This window comes from Priestia taiwanensis (genome assembly GCF_014638355.1).
GTDB lineage: Bacteria > Bacillota > Bacilli > Bacillales > Bacillaceae_G > Priestia_D > Priestia_D taiwanensis.
The window spans coordinates 290608-313189 of the sequence record NZ_BMFK01000001.1 but is presented as its reverse complement, the minus strand read 5'-3'; the positions used below and the strand labels follow the sequence as shown (position 1 = coordinate 313189).

The 22582-nt window shown below is 37.8% G+C and carries 28 protein-coding genes; 6 read left to right on the top strand and 22 right to left on the bottom strand.

Annotation, left to right across the window (positions count from 1 at the left end):
- Window positions 1–6 precede the first annotated feature (6 nt).
- From hisG to ndk, 3 genes are all read right to left on the bottom strand, one after another.
- Window positions 7–642 carry an ATP phosphoribosyltransferase gene (hisG, locus tag IEV41_RS01595; RefSeq protein ID WP_188386704.1) on the bottom strand — a complete coding sequence of 212 codons (636 nt, stop codon included), beginning with the start codon at window positions 640–642 and terminating at the stop codon, window positions 7–9.
- Window positions 596–1864 carry an ATP phosphoribosyltransferase regulatory subunit gene (locus tag IEV41_RS01590; protein WP_188386703.1) on the bottom strand — a complete coding sequence of 423 codons (1269 nt, stop codon included), beginning with the start codon at window positions 1862–1864 and terminating at the stop codon, window positions 596–598. The genes hisG and IEV41_RS01590 overlap by 47 nt, the downstream gene beginning before the upstream one ends.
- A 138-nt stretch (window positions 1865–2002) precedes the next feature.
- Complete coding sequence (ndk, locus tag IEV41_RS01585; protein ID WP_205181455.1) at window positions 2003–2449, bottom strand: nucleoside-diphosphate kinase; 447 nt, start codon at window positions 2447–2449, stop codon at window positions 2003–2005.
- A gap of 190 nt (window positions 2450–2639) precedes the next feature.
- Here ndk and IEV41_RS01580 point away from each other — a divergent pair, with 190 nt between their 5' ends.
- A complete protein-coding gene (locus IEV41_RS01580) occupies window positions 2640–3173 on the top strand; it encodes a DinB family protein (protein WP_188386701.1) in 534 nt (177 codons plus the stop codon).
- Window positions 3174–3210: 37 nt separating this feature from the next.
- Here the strand turns inward: IEV41_RS01580 and hepT are convergent, their stop codons facing one another.
- The 9 genes from hepT to IEV41_RS01535 all read right to left on the bottom strand — a co-directional run bounded on the left by hepT (window position 3211) and on the right by IEV41_RS01535 (window position 10297).
- Entirely contained in the window at window positions 3211–4173 is a 963-nt protein-coding gene (hepT, locus tag IEV41_RS01575; RefSeq protein WP_188386700.1) for a heptaprenyl diphosphate synthase component II, read from the bottom strand.
- A 45-nt stretch (window positions 4174–4218) separates the two neighbouring features.
- Window positions 4219–4929 (bottom strand): demethylmenaquinone methyltransferase, encoded by a 711-nt coding sequence (locus tag IEV41_RS01570; RefSeq protein ID WP_188386699.1) that lies wholly within the window; start codon window positions 4927–4929, stop codon window positions 4219–4221.
- A gap of 30 nt (window positions 4930–4959) precedes the next feature.
- Window positions 4960–5685: a heptaprenyl diphosphate synthase component 1 gene (locus IEV41_RS01565; protein WP_188386698.1), complete on the bottom strand. Its 726-nt coding sequence runs from the start codon at window positions 5683–5685 to the stop codon at window positions 4960–4962.
- A gap of 245 nt (window positions 5686–5930) precedes the next feature.
- Entirely contained in the window at window positions 5931–6497 is a 567-nt protein-coding gene (folE, locus tag IEV41_RS01560; RefSeq protein WP_188386697.1) for a GTP cyclohydrolase I FolE, read from the bottom strand.
- Between the two features lie 90 nt (window positions 6498–6587).
- Entirely contained in the window at window positions 6588–6860 is a 273-nt protein-coding gene (gene hbs / locus IEV41_RS01555; protein WP_188386696.1) for a non-specific DNA-binding protein Hbs, read from the bottom strand.
- Between the two features lie 279 nt (window positions 6861–7139).
- Window positions 7140–8618, bottom strand: coding sequence for a stage IV sporulation protein A (gene spoIVA, locus IEV41_RS01550; protein WP_188386695.1), 1479 nt, complete (start codon window positions 8616–8618; stop codon window positions 7140–7142).
- Window positions 8619–8821: 203 nt separating this feature from the next.
- On the bottom strand, window positions 8822–9541 hold the full coding sequence (locus IEV41_RS01545) for a YphF family lipoprotein (RefSeq protein ID WP_188386694.1): 720 nt from the start codon (window positions 9539–9541) through the stop codon (window positions 8822–8824).
- Window positions 9542–9588: 47 nt separating this feature from the next.
- Window positions 9589–9777, bottom strand: a complete 189-nt coding sequence (locus IEV41_RS01540) for a DUF2768 domain-containing protein (protein ID WP_188386693.1) — start codon at window positions 9775–9777, stop codon at window positions 9589–9591.
- Window positions 9778–10030: 253 nt separating this feature from the next.
- Entirely contained in the window at window positions 10031–10297 is a 267-nt protein-coding gene (locus tag IEV41_RS01535) for a stage VI sporulation protein F (protein ID WP_188386692.1), read from the bottom strand.
- Window positions 10298–10524: 227 nt separating this feature from the next.
- On the opposite strand from IEV41_RS01535, the gene IEV41_RS01530 reads away from it, so the two are divergent.
- Entirely contained in the window at window positions 10525–11604 is a 1080-nt protein-coding gene (locus IEV41_RS01530; protein WP_188386691.1) for a DUF3900 domain-containing protein, read from the top strand.
- A gap of 167 nt (window positions 11605–11771) precedes the next feature.
- A complete protein-coding gene (locus IEV41_RS01525; RefSeq protein WP_188386690.1) occupies window positions 11772–12311 on the top strand; it encodes a CatB-related O-acetyltransferase in 540 nt (179 codons plus the stop codon).
- Window positions 12312–12664: 353 nt separating this feature from the next.
- On the opposite strand, the gene IEV41_RS01520 is transcribed toward IEV41_RS01525, so the two are convergent.
- Window positions 12665–13309, bottom strand: coding sequence for a Type 1 glutamine amidotransferase-like domain-containing protein (locus IEV41_RS01520; protein WP_188386689.1), 645 nt, complete (start codon window positions 13307–13309; stop codon window positions 12665–12667).
- Window positions 13310–13587: 278 nt separating this feature from the next.
- On the opposite strand from IEV41_RS01520, the gene IEV41_RS01515 reads away from it, so the two are divergent.
- Window positions 13588–14085 carry a preprotein translocase gene (locus IEV41_RS01515; RefSeq protein WP_308420321.1) on the top strand — a complete coding sequence of 166 codons (498 nt, stop codon included), beginning with the start codon at window positions 13588–13590 and terminating at the stop codon, window positions 14083–14085.
- 190 nt (window positions 14086–14275) lie between these two features.
- Window positions 14276–14779, top strand: a complete 504-nt coding sequence (locus tag IEV41_RS01510) for a preprotein translocase (RefSeq protein ID WP_188386688.1) — start codon at window positions 14276–14278, stop codon at window positions 14777–14779.
- 40 nt (window positions 14780–14819) lie between these two features.
- On the opposite strand, the gene IEV41_RS01505 is transcribed toward IEV41_RS01510, so the two are convergent.
- From IEV41_RS01505 to IEV41_RS01485, 5 genes are all read right to left on the bottom strand, one after another.
- On the bottom strand, window positions 14820–15839 hold the full coding sequence (locus IEV41_RS01505) for an NAD(P)H-dependent glycerol-3-phosphate dehydrogenase (protein WP_188386687.1): 1020 nt from the start codon (window positions 15837–15839) through the stop codon (window positions 14820–14822).
- A gap of 23 nt (window positions 15840–15862) precedes the next feature.
- Window positions 15863–17173, bottom strand: coding sequence for a ribosome biogenesis GTPase Der (gene der / locus IEV41_RS01500; RefSeq protein ID WP_188386686.1), 1311 nt, complete (start codon window positions 17171–17173; stop codon window positions 15863–15865).
- Window positions 17174–17417: 244 nt separating this feature from the next.
- Window positions 17418–17603 carry a capping complex subunit for YIEGIA gene (locus IEV41_RS01495; protein WP_188388640.1) on the bottom strand — a complete coding sequence of 62 codons (186 nt, stop codon included), beginning with the start codon at window positions 17601–17603 and terminating at the stop codon, window positions 17418–17420.
- Entirely contained in the window at window positions 17593–18534 is a 942-nt protein-coding gene (locus tag IEV41_RS01490; protein WP_229722113.1) for a YIEGIA family protein, read from the bottom strand. Before IEV41_RS01490 ends, IEV41_RS01495 begins: the two co-directional genes overlap by 11 nt.
- Before the next feature lie 3 nt (window positions 18535–18537).
- Window positions 18538–19131 (bottom strand): YphA family membrane protein, encoded by a 594-nt coding sequence (locus IEV41_RS01485; protein WP_188386685.1) that lies wholly within the window; start codon window positions 19129–19131, stop codon window positions 18538–18540.
- Window positions 19132–19250: 119 nt separating this feature from the next.
- On the opposite strand from IEV41_RS01485, the gene IEV41_RS01480 reads away from it, so the two are divergent.
- Window positions 19251–19385, top strand: coding sequence for a YpzI family protein (locus tag IEV41_RS01480; RefSeq protein ID WP_188386684.1), 135 nt, complete (start codon window positions 19251–19253; stop codon window positions 19383–19385).
- A 48-nt stretch (window positions 19386–19433) separates the two neighbouring features.
- Here the strand turns inward: IEV41_RS01480 and rpsA are convergent, their stop codons facing one another.
- The 4 genes from rpsA to IEV41_RS01460 form a co-directional block, all read right to left on the bottom strand.
- Window positions 19434–20579, bottom strand: coding sequence for a 30S ribosomal protein S1 (rpsA, locus tag IEV41_RS01475; protein ID WP_188386683.1), 1146 nt, complete (start codon window positions 20577–20579; stop codon window positions 19434–19436).
- Window positions 20580–20804: 225 nt separating this feature from the next.
- Entirely contained in the window at window positions 20805–21479 is a 675-nt protein-coding gene (cmk, locus tag IEV41_RS01470; RefSeq protein ID WP_188386682.1) for a (d)CMP kinase, read from the bottom strand.
- Between the two features lie 108 nt (window positions 21480–21587).
- Window positions 21588–21770 (bottom strand): DUF5359 family protein, encoded by a 183-nt coding sequence (locus tag IEV41_RS01465; RefSeq protein WP_188386681.1) that lies wholly within the window; start codon window positions 21768–21770, stop codon window positions 21588–21590.
- A gap of 79 nt (window positions 21771–21849) precedes the next feature.
- Window positions 21850–22503: a flagellar brake protein gene (locus IEV41_RS01460; RefSeq protein WP_188386680.1), complete on the bottom strand. Its 654-nt coding sequence runs from the start codon at window positions 22501–22503 to the stop codon at window positions 21850–21852.
- Between the last annotated feature and the right edge of the window lie 79 nt (window positions 22504–22582).

Sequence of the window (22582 nt, the reverse complement as noted above, 5' to 3'; positions counted from 1 at the left end):
CTCACCTCACACTTTCGTTGATACGTATTTTTCAATGCTATCGATAATGCGGAATGTTGCTTCTTTTTTCATCTTCAATGAAGCTTTATTCACAATTAAGCGTGCTGAAATATCATACATTTCCTCTAATACGACCAATCCATTCTCACGTAACGTTCGACCAGTCTCTACAATATCTACAACCGCATCAGCCAAACCAAGCAACGGTGCAATCTCAACAGATCCTTCAATTTTAATAATGTCTACCTCTTCTCCTTTTTGTCGAAAGTAGGTAGATGCCACCGTAGGATACTTCGTTGCAATGGTCTTCCTTCTTGACGTATTTTGTTCGTATGAATCGATAGACGCCACACAAAATTTGCAACGACCGATATTTAAATCGAGCATTTCGTAACACTCTTTCTCATTCTCTAGTAATAAATCATTACCAACGACCCCAATATCTGCTACACCGTGCTCAACATACGTCAATACATCTGCTGCCTTTACAAGAATAAACGAAATGTTATACGTGTTACTTTGAAAAATCAACTTACGTCCTTGTTGCCGTAACTCACTACAATCGATTCCTACCTTTTCAAAAATAGAAATTGTTTCATCCAACAATCTCCCTTTCGTCAATGCTATTTGTATTCGTTCCACTGTCATCACCTTCTTTTTGTACCCATTCACTATTCCATTCATATACATGCACGTCTTCCTCTATATGAATAATCGTATGAATACGATGTTCACGTGCATAACGCTTTGTTTCATCTAATAATTCATACGGTGATAATTCCGCAACAACCCCTTTTGTGCGATATGTTTCTGCTACTATTTCAGCTCGTTCCATATCACTCAACTGATAATGAATTAACACTTCTTCACTAGGACGAAGCGCTTCATTACTCCCGTACTTCATACGTACAAGTTGATTCACTTGAAGTGCTAAACCAATCGCAGGTTGTGATGAACCGAATTGTTCCATTAACGTGTCATACCTACCACCACTTACAATCTCTTCGCCAATTTGCTCCGCATATCCACGGAAAATAACCCCTGTATAGTAATGAATATTTTGAACCATCCCTAAATCTACTGCCACATACTCGCCATACCCAAGTTGCTCTACTATGTCATAAATGATACGTATCTCTTCTAACGCCTCATGAATAGCAACATTCGCTGTCATTTCTTTCGCACGATTAATGACGTCTATACTACCAAAGAGGCGAGGCAAACTCTTCAAAAGCTCGATTTCTTCCATATAAGCATGAGATGATATGTTTTGAAAAAATTGACGTAAGCTTGAATAACTTTTATTCCCGATACACGTACGAAGCGTCTTCTCCTCTTCTTCGGTCATCTCCACATACGTTTTTAACAACTTGTATAACTTCGCATGGCCAATTTCAATTTTGAAATCATTAATCCCTACGGCTTGTAATGCACGAATCGCACTAATAACACACTCTACTTCTGCTCGTAAACTTCGCACACCGATAATTTCGATACCTGTTTGCGTTACCTCGTTTTGCTTCCCTTTCAAACTCGTATTTACACGATAAACATTCCCACTATAGGTTACTTTCAGTGGTAACGTTGTTGTCGTCGTACCAATTACCCTTGCAATTGGGATTGTCATATCTGGACGTAACACGACGATACGACCACGGTGATCAAAGAACTTAAACATCTTCTCTTCATCAATTCCGTTAAACGAAAACACATCATAAAACTCCATCGTTGGTGTACGAATTTCTTTGTACCCTCGGCTGCGGAATACACCTCTAAGCGTTTGTTCAATATCTACTTTTAATGAACATTGTTCGAACAAAATATCGTGTGTTCCATTCGGAATGGCTCGTTTCCATTTTGTCATGTTCGACACCTGACCTTTTATAAATCTATTAATTATTAACGATAAAACACGATGAGATAAAAAGTCAAACAATTTAGAAAATTTAACGTAAAAAAATTCACCTCTTTAGAAAAAGAGATGAATTTCTGATTATATCTATTAGTAAATCCACTCGTTCACTAATTTTGTATAAGGAACAAGTTCTTCTTCTTTAAAGAAAATTGCGATTTCACGCTCAGCACTTTCTGGTGAATCTGAACCGTGAATAATGTTCTTTCCAACTGTAACACCATAGTCACCACGAATTGTACCTGGTAACGCTTCTTTTGGGTTTGTTTTGCCCATCATTTGACGTGCTGTAGCGATTACTTCTTCGCCTTCCCAAACCATTGCAAAAACAGGACCTGATGTAATGAATTCTACTAACTCACCAAAGAATGGACGCTCTTTATGTTCAGCATAATGTTGGCCAGCAATTTCTTCTGTCACATGCATTAATTTTGCTCCTACTAATTGAAAACCTTTCTTCTCAAAGCGATTTACAATTTCTCCTACTAATCCACGTTGTACTCCATCTGGTTTCACCATTAAAAATGTTTTTTGCATCATTTTCTCTCCAATCCTTATGTATGGTTCATGTTACAAACCATATGTTACCATTATTTTTTAATAATTACAATTTTCTAGTTAGTGTAAATTATAAGAATTGTAAACGTTTTCTATAATGGAGGTTTTTTTACATGAAATGTCGAAATAAGTTACCTTAACTAAACAGAATGAAAAGGATGATGAAAAGATGTTAATCAAACCAGAAATTACAGAATACGCCCCTTATTATGAAACGTATATTTCATTATTGCCAGAAAATAATCTTATTCCTTTACTAGACAAACAACTAGAGGAAACAATCCATTTACTCAGTAACTTATCCGAAGAACAATGGTATTACCGCTATGCACCTAACAAGTGGAGCTTAAAAGAAGTAATTGGTCACATTGCTGATACAGAACGTATTTTGTATTACCGCATGCTCGCTATCGCTAGAGGTGAGACTATACCGTTGCCGGGATATGACGATGATGCTTATGTAGCGCAAGCATCGTTTGATAAACACTCTATTTCATACTTACTTGAAAGCCTCGCACTAGCTCGCCAATCAACAATTCATTTACTAAAAGGGCTCGATAACACAACGTATATTAATCATGGACATGCAAACAATCACCCTGTCACTGTTCGTGCGCTCGCTTATATTATCGCAGGTCACGAACTCCATCATCGTACTATTATCCACGAACGGTATCTCACGTCTAATCGTTCAGAAGCATAACAAAAAAGACAAGCAAAGTAACATTCTCTTTGCTTGTCTAAAATTTACGCTTACCAATATACTTCGCAACACTACGTAAAGCTAGCTTTGCTTGTCCTCTTGGTAATGGTTTAATGCTATGTAACGCTTTTTGTAAATAGCGCTCACTAACTTCAAACGCTTCTTCAATAGCACCACTCATTTTAATTCCTTCAATAAGTTCGCTCATCTCTTCTGTTGACGTCTGCTCCGTAACCTTTGTAATTTTATCGCGAAGTGTAGCCTCTTGCATCGCAAATAAAACTGGTAACGTCACATTTCCTTGCAGTAAGTCACCGCCAGCAGGCTTACCCAGTTGCTCTTCCGTTGCAACGAAATCGAGAATATCATCGATAATTTGGAATGACATACCAACATAATATCCATACCAATATAAGCTACGTTGTACTTCTTCTTTCGCTCCGGCAGCAATGGCACCAAGCTCACAACTTACAGCTATTAATAGCGCTGTTTTACGCTTAATACGACGTAAATAGCAACGCAAATTCTGCTCAAAGTCATACTTATCACGTATTTGCTCAATTTCACCTTTACATACTTCTAAAATTGTCTGTGCTAGCACTTGATGAGCTTTTGGATTTTCTATATTTGTAATACTTTGCAATGCTTGCGCAAATAAATAATCGCCTGTATACATCGCAAAACGATTTCCCCATTTTGCATTAATTGTGGGCTTTCCCCTTCTCATATTTGCATCATCAATAACATCATCATGTACTAATGAAGCCATATGAATTAATTCAAGCGCAACTGCAACATTTTTGATTTGATCAATATTATAATTACCGAACTTACCACCCAATAATACAAAAACAGGGCGTATCCTCTTTCCTCCTGACTGGAGAAGTTGTAAGGAGGCGTGAGAAAGAATCTCTTCTTTAGAGAACACAACACGTTCTAACTCTTTTTCAATTCGGTCAATATCTTTACTCAAAAAAGAATACCCCATCTGTAGCTTCATTAACGGCTCACCTTAACCTCTATACATTAATATACTAAAACTTGTCTATTCCGTCGGCTTATATCCGATATGCATTGCTGCTGCACCAAATGAAAATGCTTTTACTTTCACATTTTCTAATCCTGCTTTTTCAAACATACGTGCTAGTTCTTTCATTCCCGGGAACGTACTTGCAGACTCTTGTAACCAAGAATACTCCTTGTAGCTCTTCGCAAATAACTTTCCAAACAATGGCATAATGAAACGGAAATAAAAACGGAATAACTGATTAAATCCAGGCATGGTCGGCTGAGATGTTTCTAAACAAACAACCGCTCCACCCGGCTTCACAACACGTGCCATTTCACGTAGTACTTGCTCATAATCTGGAACATTTCTTAATCCAAAACCAATTGTAACATAATCAAACGTATTATCCTCAAACGGCAACTCCATCGCATTACCATGAAGAAGTTCAATTTGTGATAACGTAAGATCTTTTACTTTCTGTTCCCCAACAGATAGCATATTTTTACTGAAATCCAGTCCATATACTTTTCCGTTCTTTCCAACAGCATCCGCAAGTGCAATTGTCCAATCCGCCGTTCCACAACATACATCAAGTGCAGTTTGATTTTGCTGTACATCCATCACCTTCATCGTATATTTACGCCAAGACTTATGACGTTGGAAGCTAATAACAGAGTTCATCACATCATACTTCTCAGATATATTCTCAAAGACTTCGTGTACTCTTTCTTCTTTCGATTGTTGCATATTATAACCCACCTTCATCTGTGAATGTTCTTACTTAGCTGGAAATATCGCTGCCAAAATTGGCATATAATCTTCGTCCTGCAATGACTTCTCTACTAGTTCTCGTTCCCGCTGAATCGTTTCCGATAACATATGTATAATGCTACTCGCTTCTACTAATTCACTTAACTGACCATGTAAGCTAGACGTACCATTTTCTTTCATATGGACATATTCTTTTTGTAAGCGATTTAATAAAAACAATTTACTAATCTCCGTCCCGTTTGTCACAAAATCGAAGTGGATACACAACTTCTGAAGAAGCATAGACTCAATTAACTCTATGCTACTTAACCATTCATCATATGTTAATTCATGATTCGTATGAACCCGAATTTTGTGCTCATTTATTTCACTAATCCCTTCCGCAAGGGAACGAATTAAGGATATGTCCTTTTCTTTCGCTAAAAGATAATAATATAAGCCGCTATAGTAATCACCAGCTAAGACCGTAAGTTGACGATTTAATCTCGCCTCGTCACTCTTATCTACTACTTTCTCATGGGTATCAAGCGCAACTTGAATTAGCATAAGCGTTACAGCATAATGATGAACCTTCTCCTGTGGTATAGTCATTTGTTGCAACACAGTTTGTACAATTGCTAATTCAATATCATCAATCTCAACTTCATCAATATTCGCATTTAAAAAAGAATGATTCACTTCTTTGTACAATAGTGCTCTTGTCTCAGAAACCATCTCCTGTATATGTAACACGCTTATCCCCCCTTTTTTCTGACTGGTGATTTAATCCATAAGAACAATTATAACATATTATTAGCATAATTCTTAAAAAAAAATGTAATGAACTCCTACGAAACGTTCATTACATTTTTTCCGTTTCTCTGTTGTATCTCTTACACAACTTACTATCTTTTATTTCTCACAAAAAAACCGGTTTAATTTCCATCTAACATAGAAATTAAACCGGTAAAAAAATAAAAGCAGGAATTCCCCCGCTTTTAGCCTTTAATGAAAGATAATACTTCTTGACGAGCGCTTTGGTCTTTTGTAAATACGCCACGTACAGCAGATGTTACTGTCTTCGCACCAGGCTTCTTCACACCGCGCATTGTCATACACATATGCTCTGCCTCTACAACAACCATTACACCATGCGGCTCTAATACATCCACAAGCGCATCTGCAACCGTCGATGTAATACGCTCTTGTAATTGCGGTCTTCTTGCAACTGTATCTACTGTTCTAGCTAATTTACTTAATCCTGTTACTCGTCCACCTTTTGGAATGTATGCAACATGGGCAACACCGTAGAATGGTACTAAATGATGTTCACACATAGAGTGGAATGGAATGTCTTTCACTAACACTAGCTCTTCGTGATCTTCTCCAAACACTTTCTTTACGTGCTCTTTCGGATCTTCATGCATACCAGAAAAGACTTCTGCATACATCTTCGCTACACGCTTTGGAGTTTCTAATACTCCTTCACGATTTGGATCATCACCGATAGCCTCTAATATTAAACGAACTGCATGTTCAATTTGCTCTAAATTAACCTTCGTCATCTCTCAAAATCCCCCTAGTAAATATCAAATAGTATAAGAAAAGAAGGGCACCTACTAAGGTACCCTTCTTTTGGGGTTGCTATGTAAAAATTATTTTACAGCGTCCTTAAGTGCTTTACCAGGTTTGAAAGCTGGAACTTTGCTTGCTGCGATTTCGATTTCCTCACCAGTTTGTGGGTTACGTCCTTTACGAGCAGCACGTTCACGAACTTCAAAGTTACCAAATCCGATTAATTGCACTTTGTCACCATTCTTTAAAGCTTCTAAAATTGACTCAAAAACAGCGTCAACTGCTTTTGTTGCGTCTTTTTTAGAAAGCTCTCCAGCTTCAGCAACTGCGTTAATTAAATCCGTCTTGTTCATGCCATTCACCTCCTCCCAAATAATTGTTTATTAGGGAATTAGATTTGTCTTATTTTCATTTGTAGGCAAAAATCTACAATTTTATACTACAAACAATAAGATAAATGCAATATCAAGCCCTATATTATACGATTCTTCTCGATAATTCAATACATTTCATTAGAAAATGTGCACGAATCCACATTTTTAGCAAATTAGCCCCAATTAATGTAATAAAATGCCATTATTATAGCTCTTTTGAAGAAAAAAAAGAAGCAGGGATTGACCCGCTTCCTCTCGTTATAAAATAATGGCGATTAGGCCGCCTGAACCTTCGTTAATAATTCGTTCCAATGTTTCTTTCAATTTGTACCTTGCATTCTCAGGCATAAGTGATAATTTAGCTTGTATTCCTTCTCGTACGATAGAACTTAACGAGCGTCCGAATATATCTGAATTCCAAATTGACAGTGGATCATCCTCGAAGTCCTGCATTAAATAGCGAACAAGCTCTTCACTTTGCTTCTCTGTCCCGATAATCGGCTCAAAGGTCGATTCTACATCCACTTTAATCATATGAATAGACGGCGCCACTGCTTTTAATTTCACTCCGAACCTAGAACCGTGACGGATAATCTCTGGCTCATCTAAGCTCATATCCGCTAGTGCCGGCGCTGCAACACCATAACCCGTCTGCTTCACCATTCGGATTGCATCTGCTACTTGGTCAAACTCTGTCTTCGCGTACGTAAGATCTTGCATCAATTGTAACAAATGGTCACGTCCACGTATTTCAACACCAACAACTTCCTTCAACACTTGGTCATACAATTCGTCTGGTGCATATAAATCAATTTCGGCAACTCCCTGACCCATATCAATACCAGCTAATGTTGCTTGCTCAATAAACTCATATTCACCGAATTGTTGAACTACTCGGTCTACATCACGCAGACGCTTAATATCTTTCACTGTCTCTTCTACCGCTTCTTGATAGCTTTGACGGAGCCAATGCTTATCTTTTAATACCATTACCCAGCTTGGTAAGTTCACATTCACCTCTAACACTGGGAACTCGTATAACGCTTCTCTTAAGACGTTAAGCACATCTCCCTCTCTCATTCCCTCCACACTCATCGCCAATACCGGAATATCATATTTCTCAATCAATTCTTGACGAAGTTCCTCCGTGTTCGGATGGAAAGGTTGAACAGAGTTAATAATCATAATGAAGGGCTTTCCAACTTCTTTCAACTCTTCAATAACACGCTCTTCTGACTCAATATATGCACTTCTTGGAATCTCTCCAATTGAGCCGTCTGTCGTGATGACAACACCGATCGTTGAATGCTCTTGAATTACCTTTCTTGTACCGATTTCCGCTGCTTCATTGAACGGAATAGGTTCTTCATACCAAGGTGTATTAATCATACGAGGCCCATTTTCGTCTTCGTATCCTTTCGCACCTGGTACAGCATATCCCACACAATCTACTAACCGAATGTTTACATCTAACCCTTCCCCTACATGAAGGGACACGGCTTGATTCGGTACAAACTTCGGTTCCGTTGTCATGATTGTTTTTCCTGCTGCACTTTGTGGTAGCTCATCTTGCGCACGCATACGATCTGCTTCATTAGCAATACTCGGAATTACGACAGACTCCATAAATTTTTTGATGAAAGTAGATTTACCTGTTCGAACAGCACCTACTACACCTAAATAAATATCACCGCCTGTACGCTCCGCTATATCTTTGAAAATATCTACCTTTTCCAAGTGATCCCCTCCTGAATCATATATATGGGAATGTTCTTTTTAACAAGCTTATTCGCTAGGACAATATATATTTATGATGATAGGCTTCATACTTATGACTCTATTAAAAAATTTTTTATATATTATATCTATTTTCACCTTTAGTAGGACAAGCAAAAAACCTTTCTCCCTAGAATATATTCCTAAAGAGAAAGGTTCATGACTTACTTATTCAATAAAAAAACAGGTTCTCCGTCCTTCACCGTATACGGTAAGGAGAATGCCGGAACAAACGGCGAATCAGCTGTTAATAATGGACGAATGTCATCGCCCTCTTTGTATGTATGCTTACCTTCTTGTAGTTTCGCATATAAATCCATGCTGTAATCGATGTAAATGTTTCCTTCATTATCAATTACCAATGGCAAATGTTTCTCGCTATAAGGGCTAACCACTTGCGGTGTTTCTTTATACCCTAATTTCTCAAAATCTAATGCTAATACGTGCTCTGAAATTACCTCCTTAAAAGGTGGATATCCATGTTTTTCACGGTACATTTTCACACGTAAATTCAACTCTCTTACTTCTTCAACAGCCCGTAAATCTAATAACTTAACAGTCGGATTTGTTTCTACGTCTATTAATACATACTGAAACACACCACCGCTCTCATAACTGTTCCCAGGTGAATCTGACAAGTAGTCTGGAATTAGACGATTAAAATCAACTGGATACTTCTGATAAATCGGCGTATCCGGTTCACTATTCTTAATTGGCAACATACCACCTGTATTTTGCTTAAATGTATTAACAGCCGTCTGAACAGATTGTAGTTGGTCTGGATATGCTACTTGATTTTTCTTTAAATTATCCTCTGGATATAAGCAACCTGTCAACAAACTAACGGTGCAAATAAGCGTCACTAACATTATTATTCTCTTCATCTATGTTTCTCCTACCCCATTCTCCGCTCTTTGTTATATCTTGTCCACTAACTAAATAGGACAAGAAACACAACGAAAGAGGAATAAATCATTACCGCATATGCTACAAATGCAGTTGTAAATCGTAATACTTTATTTTTCAATTTGTGACGACTAAATAAAATAAGTACTACAGATATAAATAAACCGGCAATCCCCCCTAAAGATAGCCACATTTTCATTAATCCTTCTGACATAAACACAACTCCCCATTTTAATACTATTACTAATACGTTACTATTTTAACAAATACGAAAATGAAAGAAAAATAAAAAGAGAGCAAAAATGCTCTCTTTGTAGAAAACGAAGCAACATAGGGGGCGTTTGCTTCGTTTACAGACTATATATTCCCATTTAAACATTGCTCTACTGAACTCGTTACTTCATTGCTATAATATGCTCTTTTTTCACTGTTGTTTCAACGAACTACTATATCAAAGCCCATTTTTCTTACTTTTTAAACATATTGCTTAAGGAAGCAAAATCCAAAGGCATATTATTCGTCACAACTGCTTTGACGATTTGATCTTCTTTCTCTTTCGTTACCGCTTTTCCAGCTAATAAGGCAATTTGACGTACTAATTGACGTACCGTTTCTTCATCCTTAAAATTAGCATCTTTAACAGAATCCGCTAATTTAAAAATCGAATCTTTATTTACATTCGCTGATTGCTGTATTTTATCAAAAACATTTCCGTTACCGTTATTTCCAGTCATTCTCTTCTTCCCCTTTCTTGCTTCGTCTCCACATCGTATGCACAAGAACAAAAATGGTGAAAACACCTAGAAAAAAAGTGTATCCTCCTGTACACAACAGGGAAGTGTAACTCAGTAGATATATTCAATGCATATATTCAGACGTACAACATACCTTTTGAAATTGACGAACCCCGTCCCTCTCCCTATACTAAAAAGAGTTAATGACATGAAATTAGGTGATAAGCATGGATTATGATATTAATTTCCTCTCCTTCTATGTTGTCCACGTTGATGGAAAAGGGGAACAAGCAACAAAATACAACAAACACTTTCAAACGATAGATGCGCTGGAATATGAAAACAGCCCGTTAAAAGACTTTTTAGACGGAGAGCTTTTAAAAATCTCTAAGCGAAAAGTAGAACGTCATCCAAAGAGCGAACAAGTTCCAACAAAAATCGGTCGCTTTATTGTAGAAGGCGGTCATGATTACGACTCCAATCCAAACTACAATTTATTTGAACGTATTCGATTCGCCGATACAAAAGAATCGTTTAAAGAGGCAAATGAGCCACTCGTTCATACATACATTGATACAAGTGCCGTACGTGGCGGTGTTTTCCTTGTAGTTCAAGCAAAGCTACGTAAATATTTTGACGATCCGTTTGTTTTCGTCTTGAAATGTGATTTCGAGCCAAAAGTCGCATCAATTTCTGACGAAGCAACACTCATTCGCAACGTTGAAATGGCCATTACAACAAAAAATATGAAGTCCATTCAATACCCATATATGCCAGAAGAAGGAGTTATCGAAGTTGGTGAACTAAAAATCCACCAAGCGTCGCATGCCCGTTATTTCGAGGATTTCTTAAAATTCGTTGAATATGGCGAATCAATGCCAGAAATCATGAAAACGCAAGTGATGGATCTTGTATACGACCAAATTGATGATGTCTTTGAAGAAGGCTCTGAAGAACGGGAACAGTTCGACCAAGCGATGGAAGTCTGGGCAGCAAGCCCACAGCGTGAAATACAAGAACATTTTAGCAACGAAGAAGTCATCGAGGCGACCGCTCAAATGGTTGAACGTACACCAGAGGTTGAATTGAAGATGAAAGCAGACCACATTTCCATCAAGGCGCTGCTTGCTGACTTTGGAGAACAAATACATATTGCAAAAGTAAATAATCGCTATGTATTAATGATTGAGGCTGATACGCTCGCATTTGAGAAAGGTTTTTCGCCTATTGAGTTCTTAAAGCCAGATGAGTTGCACGTTACAGTAGATAAAATTGTGAAGAAAAGCTCATCCATGCCAGAATATTAAATACAATAAATGATGAAGAGTGCTATTTAATGCACTCTTTATTTTTTATACATATATGTCTGTCATTCTAAAGAAACATTCATTATACAAAAACACATTCACTATGCTCTTATTTCCTATTTCACACCATATATATAAACCAATGCATCCATAAGGAGGAGAGTAATTTGTTCTTAAAAGACGATCCGCAATTTGCTGCATATGAGATAGGAGAATGGTCTTACGGAGGGCTTCACGTTCGAAGTTGGGGAGAGGGTGCAACGCTCAAATTAGGGAAGTTTTGTTCTATAGCTGATAATGTGTCGATTTTTTTAGGAGGGGATCATCGAGTCGATTGGATTACAACATACCCTTTCAATGCCTTCTTCCCTGAAGCCGAGCATATCACCGGGCATCCTAAAACAAAAGGAGACGTCATTATTGGGCACGATGTATGGATAGGAAGTGGCGCAATTATTATGTCTGGTGTCACTGTTGGAAACGGTGCTGTTATTGGCGCAAGAAGCGTAGTATCAAAAGATGTGCCACCATATGGAATCGTAGTCGGTAATCCAGCAAGATTAGTAAAATATCGTTTTTCACCAGAAACAATAGACGAATTACAACAACTTTCTTGGTGGGACTGGGACATAGACGTAATTAAAAAGGCACTACCGCTCTTACTTTCTAACAACATGGATGATTTCATTCGTGAGTTTAAATGCTAAAAATTGTCGTCGTTTCATTGTCAATAATATCAGCCTATAGTAGCTTCATTATTACATTTGGCGGCTATTTATAGGCTATTCATTTTCCAAAGAAACCAATTACGAAAAACAAAGCATACATACGTCATCAACGAGTAATTAATCGAAAGAAAACGGTCACTGTTCTTGTTTCTTATGCACAAAGAAGTCAAAACATCACGATTTTCCATCTTCAAAAAAATCACAAATAGCACTAATGGAGAAAGAAATATTCGACTACCTTTACTCCGACATACATTAAGGAAGATCACGATTCCCAATTAACACTACTATAACTAGCTCAGAGAACTACCACTCTGAGCTTATTTCATCCCTCACTCACCATTAATAACTACAATATCACCTATCATATGAACGGTTCCATCTTCATCTACAATCAGCCCATCTCCATCATTGCCAGCATAAATCGTTACTCCTGTCATCTTAGCGTATAGAAATACCTCTCGCTTAAAATCATCATTCCAGCGATTATAATGAGGCAGAAATTCAAAGTCTACAAGATGTAGCGTATCAAATTCCTCATCATTACACTCTCCAATAAATAAGCTGTATAAGTTTGCAGATTTACCGAATTGTACCGCCCCTCCACTAACTCCGACAACCGTTCCTCCTTGCTGTACGTAACGTCGTAGCACCTCTTCCATACCACGTTCTTTAAGCGCCTCCCTACATATAATTGGATCTCCTGCAGAAAGATGAATAATGTCACAAGTAAGTAGTTCTTCTATTTTCAATGGATTAAACTCACTGTACAAGTCAAAAAAGAATATGTCCTGAATCCCGTATCTCTCATAATACTGCACTTTCTTCTTGAAGTACTCCCTCTCTTTATCCTCCGTAGAAGGTATGTAGCCAACCCTCACCTTTTCTACTTCTCTTCCGTCCAGCAGTAACACATCCAATCGCCTATTACGAGGACTCACCACGACTTGATCGCTATAAAAAAACATTTTTCCCATCTAAACACCCCATATGTATATTTTTTTGCTACTAAAACTACCCCTATTACATAAAGCTAAATCGTTATTACTATTGTATGTACTTTAACATATTCCTTCTCTCCATTTACATCTTTTCATTCCCACAAACTATTACACTACTATTTCTGTCATATAAACCTTATATAGACCTATTCACTGTTTTATCTCTAACTAGTACATCCTCCTATATCACTTCTTTCTTCTCGCATACACTATTCATGAAGCTATCAATTCTACGATAAGTGAGGTGTAATAGAATGGGTAAATCCTATTATTCAAATTCAGACTGCTGCCCAGATTGCGGATGCTTCCGCCCTGCATATGGTACATTTTGGAAAACGGAGTTTGTAACAGTTCCTTTTGCATCAGCATTCCCTTTCAATCAAACAGGACCAACAGCTGGAGGCGTATGCCTTTCCACAACAAATCCTACTCTTGTACATGTAACAAAAGCCGGTGATTATCGTGTTTCTTTCATTTCCACCATTAACACAACACAAAATCCTGTATTCCCAAATATTCCAATTATCTCTATTTTCCTAAACGGTGCAAGACTAGCAAACGCACAAGGTGAGTTTGCACTTCAAATTAATGATCCAGATGAAACTGGATGCCACCAGCTTTCTGGCGAGACAATTATTTCAATTCCTGCTAATTCGACTATCCAGCTTGTTAATAACAATCCTACTCAACAAATCATTACATGTGACAATGATATTAATGCGGTGGAACTAACAATTATTAAATTAAGTTAATAATACGAAAAAGAAGTGCCTCTATTACATTCGTCATAGAGGCACTTCTTTTTCCTTAAAAATCCAATGATTAAGATAGGCTTGTTCATCTTTTTTCGTTCGTATAGCATAAATTCCCTATCACTCTACTACCTCTTTACATACTCTATAAATAGAGCAAATAACACTACTAGAAAAGAGGTGTACTAACATGGGTAGATCAAACTATTCTGCTCCAAAGTTTTATCCACAACACGAAGCTAATTGTCCGGCTTACGGCACATTTTGGCAAACAGCATTCATCACCGTACCTTTTGGAGGGTCGTTCCCATTTAATCAAGTAGGACGATCTGCTGGCGGCATTTGTATCACAAATACAGATTTAAGTGTAATCAGAATTCCACAAGCTGGGGATTATCGTGTTTCCTTTATTGCTACAATTAATACAACATTAAATCCAGTATTCCCACATATCCCCGTCATTTCCATTTACGTAAATGGTGCTAGACTCGCTAACGCACAAGGAGACTTCAACATCCAAATTAACGACCCTGACGACACTGGATGTCACCAGCTCGTAGGTGAAGCAATTGTCTATATCCCGGCTAATTCAACACTTCGGCTTGTAAATAATAGCTTCTTCAATGATCAAAGCATTGTAACGTGTGACAACGGTATTAATGCGGTAGAATTAACGATTATTAAAGTAAGCTAACAAATAAGAAAAAGCGCTCTAATGTTAGAGCGCTTTTCCTTTAAAATATTTCAATATCTTCTACTTCATGGCGGCGAATGCGGCCCATTAAATAATCCACCGCATCTTTTGTATCCTTGCCTTCGAATAGTACACCGTACAAAGCAGATGTGATAGGCATTTCGACACCAATCTCTTTCGCAAGGTGATAGGCTGCTTTCGTTGTACGTACCCCTTCTACAACCATCCCCATGCTTTCTAGTACTTCTTCTAATGAATGGCCTTTACCAAGCATATTACCAGCTCTCCAGTTACGACTATGAACACTCGTACACGTAACGATTAAATCACCCATTCCTGTTAATCCTGCAAACGTTAGGGGATTCGCTCCCATTGCACGACCTAGGCGCGTAATTTCTGCTAGTCCACGCGTAATGAGTGCCGCTTTCGCATTATCACCGTATCCTAAACCATCTGTAATCCCTGCACAAAGTGCAATAATATTCTTCAATGCACCACCAAGCTCTACGCCCGTTACATCAGGGTTTGTGTATACTCGGAAATACGCATTCATAAATAAATCTTGCACTTTCTCTGCTGCTTTAACATTGCTAGATGCAGAAGTTACGGTTGTTGGATGACGTAATGCTACTTCTTCGGCATGGCTCGGTCCAGATAAAACAACAATATCATTCAGAAGGTGCTCTGGCATCTCTTCTGCAATCATTTCCGTAATTCGCTTTGATGTTCCAGGTTCAATCCCTTTACTTGCATGAATAATCGTTAATGGTTGTTTCGCAATCTTGCATACTTCCGCTAACACATCACGAATCGCTTTCGTTGGCACAACTAGCAATACATTCTCTACACCATCTAACGCTTCTTCTAAAGAGATATAAGCTTTAACACCTTCAGGTAACTTAATATTAGGTAAATAACGTTCATTCGTATGGTACGTATTAATCTCTTCAATCTGTTCCTGTCTATTTCCCCATAGACGTACTTCATGATGATTGTCTGCTAATACCATAGCTAAAGCTGTTCCCCAGCTTCCTGCACCGACAACCGCTATTTTCTCCATAAGTATCCCCACCTTTTTTACGTTTAGTTTCTTGTACGTGAAATAATCTTAATTGGTGAGCCAGTAAAGTCAAATGCTTCACGAATACGATTTTCTAAGAAACGCTCATACGAGAAGTGCATTAGTTCTGCGTCGTTCACGAATACAACAAACGTTGGTGGCTTCACCGCTACTTGTGTCGCATAGTACACTCTTAGACGTTGGCCATTGTGCGTTGGTGTTGGATTCATTGCAATTGCATCCATAATTACTTCGTTTAACACGTTCGTTGGAACACGTAAGTTATGGCTTTCACACGCTTTATTGATCATTGGTAATAATGTTTGCGTACGTTTTCTCGTCTTAGCTGATAAGAATACAATCGGCGCATAGTCTAAGAATTGGAAGTGTGCACGAATCTTCTCTTCGAATTCCTTCATCGTCTTCTCATCTTTCTTAACTGCGTCCCATTTGTTTACAACAATAACAACTGCACGTCCTGCTTCATGAGCATATCCTGCAATTTTCTTATCTTGCTCAATAATACCTTCTTCTCCGTCTAATACAACTAGAACAACGTCAGAACGTTCGATTGCACGTAACGCACGAAGTACACTATATTTCTCTGTGCTCTCGTACACCTTTCCACGCTTTCTCATACCGGCAGTATCGATAATTACGTAGTCTTGTCCGTCTTTTGAATATGGTGTATCGACTGCATCACGTGTCGTTCCCGCTACGTTACTTACGATAACACGCTCTTGTCCTAAAAGCGCATTTACTAATGACGATTTTCCGACATTTGGACGCCCAATTAGAGAGAACTTAATTACTTCATCACCATAGTTATCTCCCGCGTCTTTCGGGAAATGTTTGCTTGCTTCGTCTAATAAGTCACCAAGTCCTAATCCGTGAGAACCTGAGATTGGGAATGGCTCACCAAATCCTAACGCATAGAAATCCCAAATTTGCTCGCGCATTTCAGGGTTATCAATTTTGTTAACAGCTAGTACAACAGGCTTCTTTGACTTGTAAAGAATTTTCGCAACTTCTTCATCCGCTGATGTCACACCTTCACGACCATTTGTCATGAAAATAATTACGTCTGCCTCGTCAATCGCTACTTCTGCTTGTTGACGAATTTCTATTAAGAACGGTGCATCGCCAATTTCGATTCCACCTGTATCAATAATATTGAATTCATGATTTAACCACTCACCCGCACTATAAATACGGTCACGTGTTATCCCTGGAATATCTTCTACAATTGAAACTCTCTCTCCTACAATACGATTAAAAATGGTTGATTTTCCGACATTCGGACGACCAACAATTGCAATTACTGGTTTTGCCATCTATCTTCATCCTTTCTTGCTCATCTACTCTATATGTATCACTATGTTTTGTCGTACGGTCCTTATTCTCTCTATTTGCGTGAATAGAAAAGATAGTAAATATATATAACAAAAACAAATACATATGCGCTTCATATACGCACTCTTAGAAAAAAATCCCTTCTTATAGAAAAAAGAAGGGATCCTTTTCGTCATAACCACGTTATTTTATCAAATTTTTTCACTTTGCGCCACTACTGAACGGTTAATGTTTCACAATAATGAACATTTCATTACCGAGTTTATGTGCTGTACCGTCTAATATATACTCTAAATCACTCGTAACTTGGTGTACTTCTTCCGTTGTTTCACAGGCAAAAACAGCAACTCCTCCTGCAATCTTACTCGGATTCGTTGTGATAACCGCTAATATAAATCCATCAATGCTCAGCTTGTTCACGTTCCCTTCTTAATCGTTTCTTCGGTAAGCGAATTGCGTTCTCTAGTACTGGAACCCATCCAATAATGTCTTTCGCTTTCTCTACATTCCGATCAGATGGCAAAATAAAGACCGCTAACCTTCCAGTATCTAAATCACGCTTCGCTATCGGTACGAGCGACGGATTTCCTGTATCACGGTATACCCCAAGCGCGATGGCACAATCATGTAAAATTGCCTGGCGTTGCCCTAAATTGGCTAACGTTACTTTCACGTTATCGTTATGTGGTTTCAACACAAACCCTAACCCATTCTTCAAAATTTGTTCTTGTCGATCTGGTAATCCGATATTTAGCATATAAATATTGTCGATATATAAGCCTGCCCCTTCAAAGCGTAGCGGAATATGTTCAATCTCGACAAGTTCTTTAATCCGCTTTCCACTCATCAACGACTTGGAAAGGAGCAAACAAATAATTCCCGCGATGATACCAGCAATTGCACCAGTTATATTTCTCATATAGATACTCGTCATCGTATCAAACCAATGATAGCCTATAATATACACTAAGGTTGTTACAAATGACGTAAAAATAACGAGGTAATTTCTGCTTTCAAATACAAGCGCAATTCCCTCAATATACGTCGCACCGCGTGATACAAGCTCATAATTATCTAACTGTGTGAGCGTATTACGTTCCATATTACGTACTTCACGGAACTGAGACGCCGCCACAGTGAGAAATGTCACCGCTGTGAAGTTTTCTTCTAGAATAGAGGGTACTGCCACTGTCCCTAATGCCGCTGCAATAACCCCCGTCGCAACATGAATAATCTTCCCATGTAAATGTGTTGGGTACTGACGATAATCCGTTCTTAGCATGTATAATCGTGTTATTGTTCCAATGATGACTCCAGCAAGAATGGCGTATGTATAATTCACGACTTACTTCATCCCCTTTACATATGTGTGTGTAGTCTTTTTTGATGTTCTTAAAAACAGGAATATAGCATGGATGCATGCGAGAAATACCATTGCTACGAAACACGCATCTAAATGTGAAAAACCACCTACATAATTATGAAAACCATATTCTCTTAACGTTATCGCTAAAATAACTTCACCTTGCATTGTTCCCATCAAAAGCGTACCAACGCTAACAAATGGGTGATCTGAGTAAAAAAGGCTTCCCATCACAAGTATTCCGCCTAATAAAATTGTACGATGTACTTGAAGCCACACTGGATCATATATTTCAATAAAATGAAACATGCTATACATCATCCCAATCATCACTGCATACAACGAGCACAACAATTTACTTTTTGGTGATGCAGCAATGAAACTAACTCCAATGATAAACAATAGTATTCCACTGACATATACACGCACCCCTGCTACTTCTTGATACGAAGTTGACGAAATAATAAGTAATAATAGAAATGCCGACAAAACAAGTCTCATCTTCGTTTTCCTCATAAGAAACGTTGTCACAACCCAACTAACCCATGCAATTCCATAAAAAAATAATCCTTCCATCTTTTCTCCTCCTATTATTACCAGTATGGAATCTTTTTATGTAACTTAATCCTTCTTACGTATAGTTTTCTAATGAAAAAGAACACTATGAGGGAAGTTCAGTAAAGGAGGAAAACACAATGGGAAAAGACCGCCAAGAAAAGAAATTAAAGCAGTCTCGCAAGGTTGAATCAGATCGTGATCAATCGATTCATTATAAAGGAGCAACTCGACTTGATACACCAGAAGAGGCGAGGGAAACAAACCAACATTAACAAAAAAAAGATCGGGAGTATCGTACGATACTCCCGATCTTTTTCATTTTACTTGCCAAAATTCTTTAATTTATCACCAAATAATTCACCTAATTGGAAACCTGTCGTTTCTTGTGTAGGTTGGTATTTGCCTAAATCAACTTGAATTTCTTCTTCTTGTGCTTCTTTAATACTTAAAGAAATACGCTTCTCTGCTTTATTTAATTCAAGTACTTTCACTTGAACAATTTGTCCTAATTCTAATACTTCATTTGGATTCTTCACGTGTTTGTTTGCAATTTGTGATACGTGAACTAATCCTTCGATGTGTGGGAACACTTCGACGAATGCACCGAAATTAACTAAACGTCTAACCGTTCCTTTTAAGATTGCACCAACTTGTACTTCGTCTCCTAGTGTATCCCAAGGACCTGGTTGTGCATCTTTCATCGATAATGAAATGCGGCCATTCTCTACATCTACCGCTAATATTTTAACTTTCGCTGTTTGTCCTAATTCTAATACATCCGATGGCTTCTCTATACGCTTATGTGACAATTGTGAAATATGCACAAGACCGTCTACACCACCAAGATCAATGAATGCACCGAAATCTGTTAAGCGTTGCACTGTTCCTTCCATGATAGAACCAACTTTTAACGACTCAGTCGCGCTTTTCTTCTTCGTCTCTAATTCCGCTTCTACAACTGCACGGTGAGAAAGAATGACACGATTCTTCTCTTCTTCTAACTCAACGATTTTTACCGCTAACTCTTTTCCTTTGTAGTCACTAAAATCTTCCACGAAGTGTTTCTCTACTAATGATGCTGGAATAAATCCTCGTACTCCAAGATCAACAACAAGTCCACCGTTTACAACGTCACGTACTACTACGTTAAAGATGTCTCCGTTATTGAATTTCGCATGTAAATCACTCCATGCGTTTGCTGCATCAACTGCTCTCTTCGAAAGAACTAAATCATCTTCTTCTAATTTAATTACTTTTAATTGTAATTTGTCGCCTTCTGATGCAACCTCACTCGCTGTTTCAATATGAACGCTACATAATTCACTAATTGGTACCACGCCATCCGTTTTGTACCCTACATTAACTAATACTTGCTTAGCATCTACTTTTGTTACTTCTCCTGTTACAATGTCGCCAACTTGTAATGCAGTTGTATCAACAACTTCTTGGTTTGTTTTTTCAGTCATAATAACTTACCTCCCATTAAATTGAATATATGTCAGCCATATAAGCTTGTTCATGTATCTGCACTAGCGGACAATCATTATCCTATGACGAAAATACCGTCATACTCATCATAAATATGTAAAAAAAAACGAACAATGATGTATACGAACAAAGCATTTCCAACATCGCCCAAAAGCACTGTCCTCTTCATTCTATCACTGTTCGCTTAATTAAGATAGCAAAACCTATTTTTGCATAGTTGATTGGATAATATCTAACATTTTCTCCACTACTTCTTCTTTGCTGTATAATGTTGTATCAAATTCAATTGCATCATCAGCTTTCTTTAGAGGTGCTACTTCGCGCTCTGAATCAATCTTGTCACGAAGTGCAATTTCTTCTTTTAATTTCTCAAAATCTGACGGAAAACCTTTTTGCATATTTTCTAAGTGGCGTCGCTGTGCACGTTCTTCAACAGATGCAAGCATGAATATCTTCACTTCTGCATGAGGTAATACGTGTGTACCAATATCACGGCCATCCATGATAACGCCACCATTTAATGAAAACTCGCGCTGTCTTTTCACCATATCTTCACGAATTAACCCATGTTTCGCAACATGCGACACAGAATTTGTTACTTTAGGTGAACGGATTGCTTCTGATACATCTTCACCATCAACAAACATAAGTTGTCCATCTTCGCCATGCTTTAATTGCATATCTGTCTCTTCTAATAAGTGCATTAATGCACTTTCATTTTCTACGTCTACATTGTTCTCTAAAGCTTTGTATGTTAAAGCACGGTACATTGCACCTGTATCAATATATAAATACCCTAGTCTTTTTGCAATTACTTTAGCAACTGTACTCTTACCAGATGCTGCTGGTCCGTCAATTGCGATTGAAATATTATTCATAGTGCCTCCTTAATAATTCAAAACCTTCTCTGATTTATGTACATAGAAAAAGCAGGATACCCTGCTTCTGCTCATAAACATTTTCTATTGTACCATATCTATTTTCAATTAACGATGACTACTGTTATTTTTCCATATTTCTATCGCTTCTACCGGTGCTTCTTTCATTACACCCTCATAATGCGTAACCTTATTCATGTAGTGTACAGCATCTGTCCATGCAAATAATGCTTGGACAACAATCAACACAACGAAATGAATAACGAGCAACATAAGAAGAATACGATCCACATGCCTCACTCATCTCACCTACTTAACAAGAACTATTCTCGTTAGTTTGAATAGAAAAATGAACTTTATGCAAGACTTCCTACCTTTTTTGACGTAATAATAACTGTTGATCGAAGCAATAACGTACTAATGCTTGTCGTTCTCTTTCATGAATATCTTTAAATTCAACCGACAAGACTGGTGTTTGCTCCCCTTTTATTTCTCTTATATTTACTTCTATTCCGGCTACGTGTAACTCTTGTACAGATTTGTCACGCATTCCTAATTTGAATTGTAATGAAATTTCTCGTTCTGATAGAAATGTGTGTGCGTGTGGTAGACGAATAGCCATTCCCCCTGCACTAATATCCACTGTCGTTGTAGAAAACGGTACAAATTCATTTTTGGGAGATTGTACCTTTACATCTATAAACGTCTCTACTCGTACATATTTGCGTCGTTGTATTTGTATCGTATTCTTTTCTCCAGGAAAAGAAAATACTAATACTGGTATTTGTTGCAACTTTCGACCTAGCAGTTTAGATCCAAATTCAAATACTCGTTGATCTTTTGTTACAACAGATATCTTCACTTTTCTCCCATTCTCCACAATCATTAACTTCTTAGTTACTTCATGAATAGGATATTCTATAATAAACGTATCGTTTGTATACTCTACTAACTTACTACGGTATGTACCTAGTCCTTCTGACTCTAAATCCTCCAAAATAACCGTGTCTCCCGTGCAAAACATTCCCAATTCCCCCTACTTTTTACCTAATTGCTAAATATATTTTTTATTATATAATAAAAAAGAGAAAAAGAAAGGAATT

What these genes read in the sequence shown, in the direction of transcription:
- IEV41_RS01510 (WP_188386688.1), top strand. Translation starts at nt 14,276, where the DNA reads ATGGGTAGATCAAACTATTCTGCTCCAAAGTTTTATCCACAACACGAA.
- rpsA (WP_188386683.1), bottom strand. Translation starts at nt 20,579, where the DNA reads ATGACTGAAAAAACAAACCAAGAAGTTGTTGATACAACTGCATTACAA.
- IEV41_RS01480 (WP_188386684.1), top strand. Translation starts at nt 19,251, where the DNA reads ATGGGAAAAGACCGCCAAGAAAAGAAATTAAAGCAGTCTCGCAAGGTT.
- ndk (WP_205181455.1), bottom strand. Translation starts at nt 2,449, where the DNA reads ATGCAAAAAACATTTTTAATGGTGAAACCAGATGGAGTACAACGTGGA.
- IEV41_RS01540 (WP_188386693.1), bottom strand. Translation starts at nt 9,777, where the DNA reads ATGTCAGAAGGATTAATGAAAATGTGGCTATCTTTAGGGGGGATTGCC.
- IEV41_RS01580 (WP_188386701.1), top strand. Translation starts at nt 2,640, where the DNA reads ATGTTAATCAAACCAGAAATTACAGAATACGCCCCTTATTATGAAACG.
- folE (WP_188386697.1), bottom strand. Translation starts at nt 6,497, where the DNA reads ATGACGAAGGTTAATTTAGAGCAAATTGAACATGCAGTTCGTTTAATA.
- hepT (WP_188386700.1), bottom strand. Translation starts at nt 4,173, where the DNA reads ATGAAGCTACAGATGGGGTATTCTTTTTTGAGTAAAGATATTGACCGA.
- IEV41_RS01520 (WP_188386689.1), bottom strand. Translation starts at nt 13,309, where the DNA reads ATGGGAAAAATGTTTTTTTATAGCGATCAAGTCGTGGTGAGTCCTCGT.
- hbs (WP_188386696.1), bottom strand. Translation starts at nt 6,860, where the DNA reads ATGAACAAGACGGATTTAATTAACGCAGTTGCTGAAGCTGGAGAGCTT.
- IEV41_RS01485 (WP_188386685.1), bottom strand. Translation starts at nt 19,131, where the DNA reads ATGGAAGGATTATTTTTTTATGGAATTGCATGGGTTAGTTGGGTTGTG.
- IEV41_RS01515 (WP_308420321.1), top strand. Translation starts at nt 13,588, where the DNA reads ATGGGTAAATCCTATTATTCAAATTCAGACTGCTGCCCAGATTGCGGA.
- IEV41_RS01545 (WP_188386694.1), bottom strand. Translation starts at nt 9,541, where the DNA reads ATGAAGAGAATAATAATGTTAGTGACGCTTATTTGCACCGTTAGTTTG.
- cmk (WP_188386682.1), bottom strand. Translation starts at nt 21,479, where the DNA reads ATGAATAATATTTCAATCGCAATTGACGGACCAGCAGCATCTGGTAAG.
- IEV41_RS01460 (WP_188386680.1), bottom strand. Translation starts at nt 22,503, where the DNA reads ATGTTTTGCACGGGAGACACGGTTATTTTGGAGGATTTAGAGTCAGAA.
- IEV41_RS01530 (WP_188386691.1), top strand. Translation starts at nt 10,525, where the DNA reads ATGGATTATGATATTAATTTCCTCTCCTTCTATGTTGTCCACGTTGAT.
- IEV41_RS01590 (WP_188386703.1), bottom strand. Translation starts at nt 1,864, where the DNA reads ATGACAAAATGGAAACGAGCCATTCCGAATGGAACACACGATATTTTG.
- IEV41_RS01535 (WP_188386692.1), bottom strand. Translation starts at nt 10,297, where the DNA reads ATGACTGGAAATAACGGTAACGGAAATGTTTTTGATAAAATACAGCAA.
- der (WP_188386686.1), bottom strand. Translation starts at nt 17,173, where the DNA reads ATGGCAAAACCAGTAATTGCAATTGTTGGTCGTCCGAATGTCGGAAAA.
- IEV41_RS01570 (WP_188386699.1), bottom strand. Translation starts at nt 4,929, where the DNA reads ATGCAACAATCGAAAGAAGAAAGAGTACACGAAGTCTTTGAGAATATA.
- IEV41_RS01505 (WP_188386687.1), bottom strand. Translation starts at nt 15,839, where the DNA reads ATGGAGAAAATAGCGGTTGTCGGTGCAGGAAGCTGGGGAACAGCTTTA.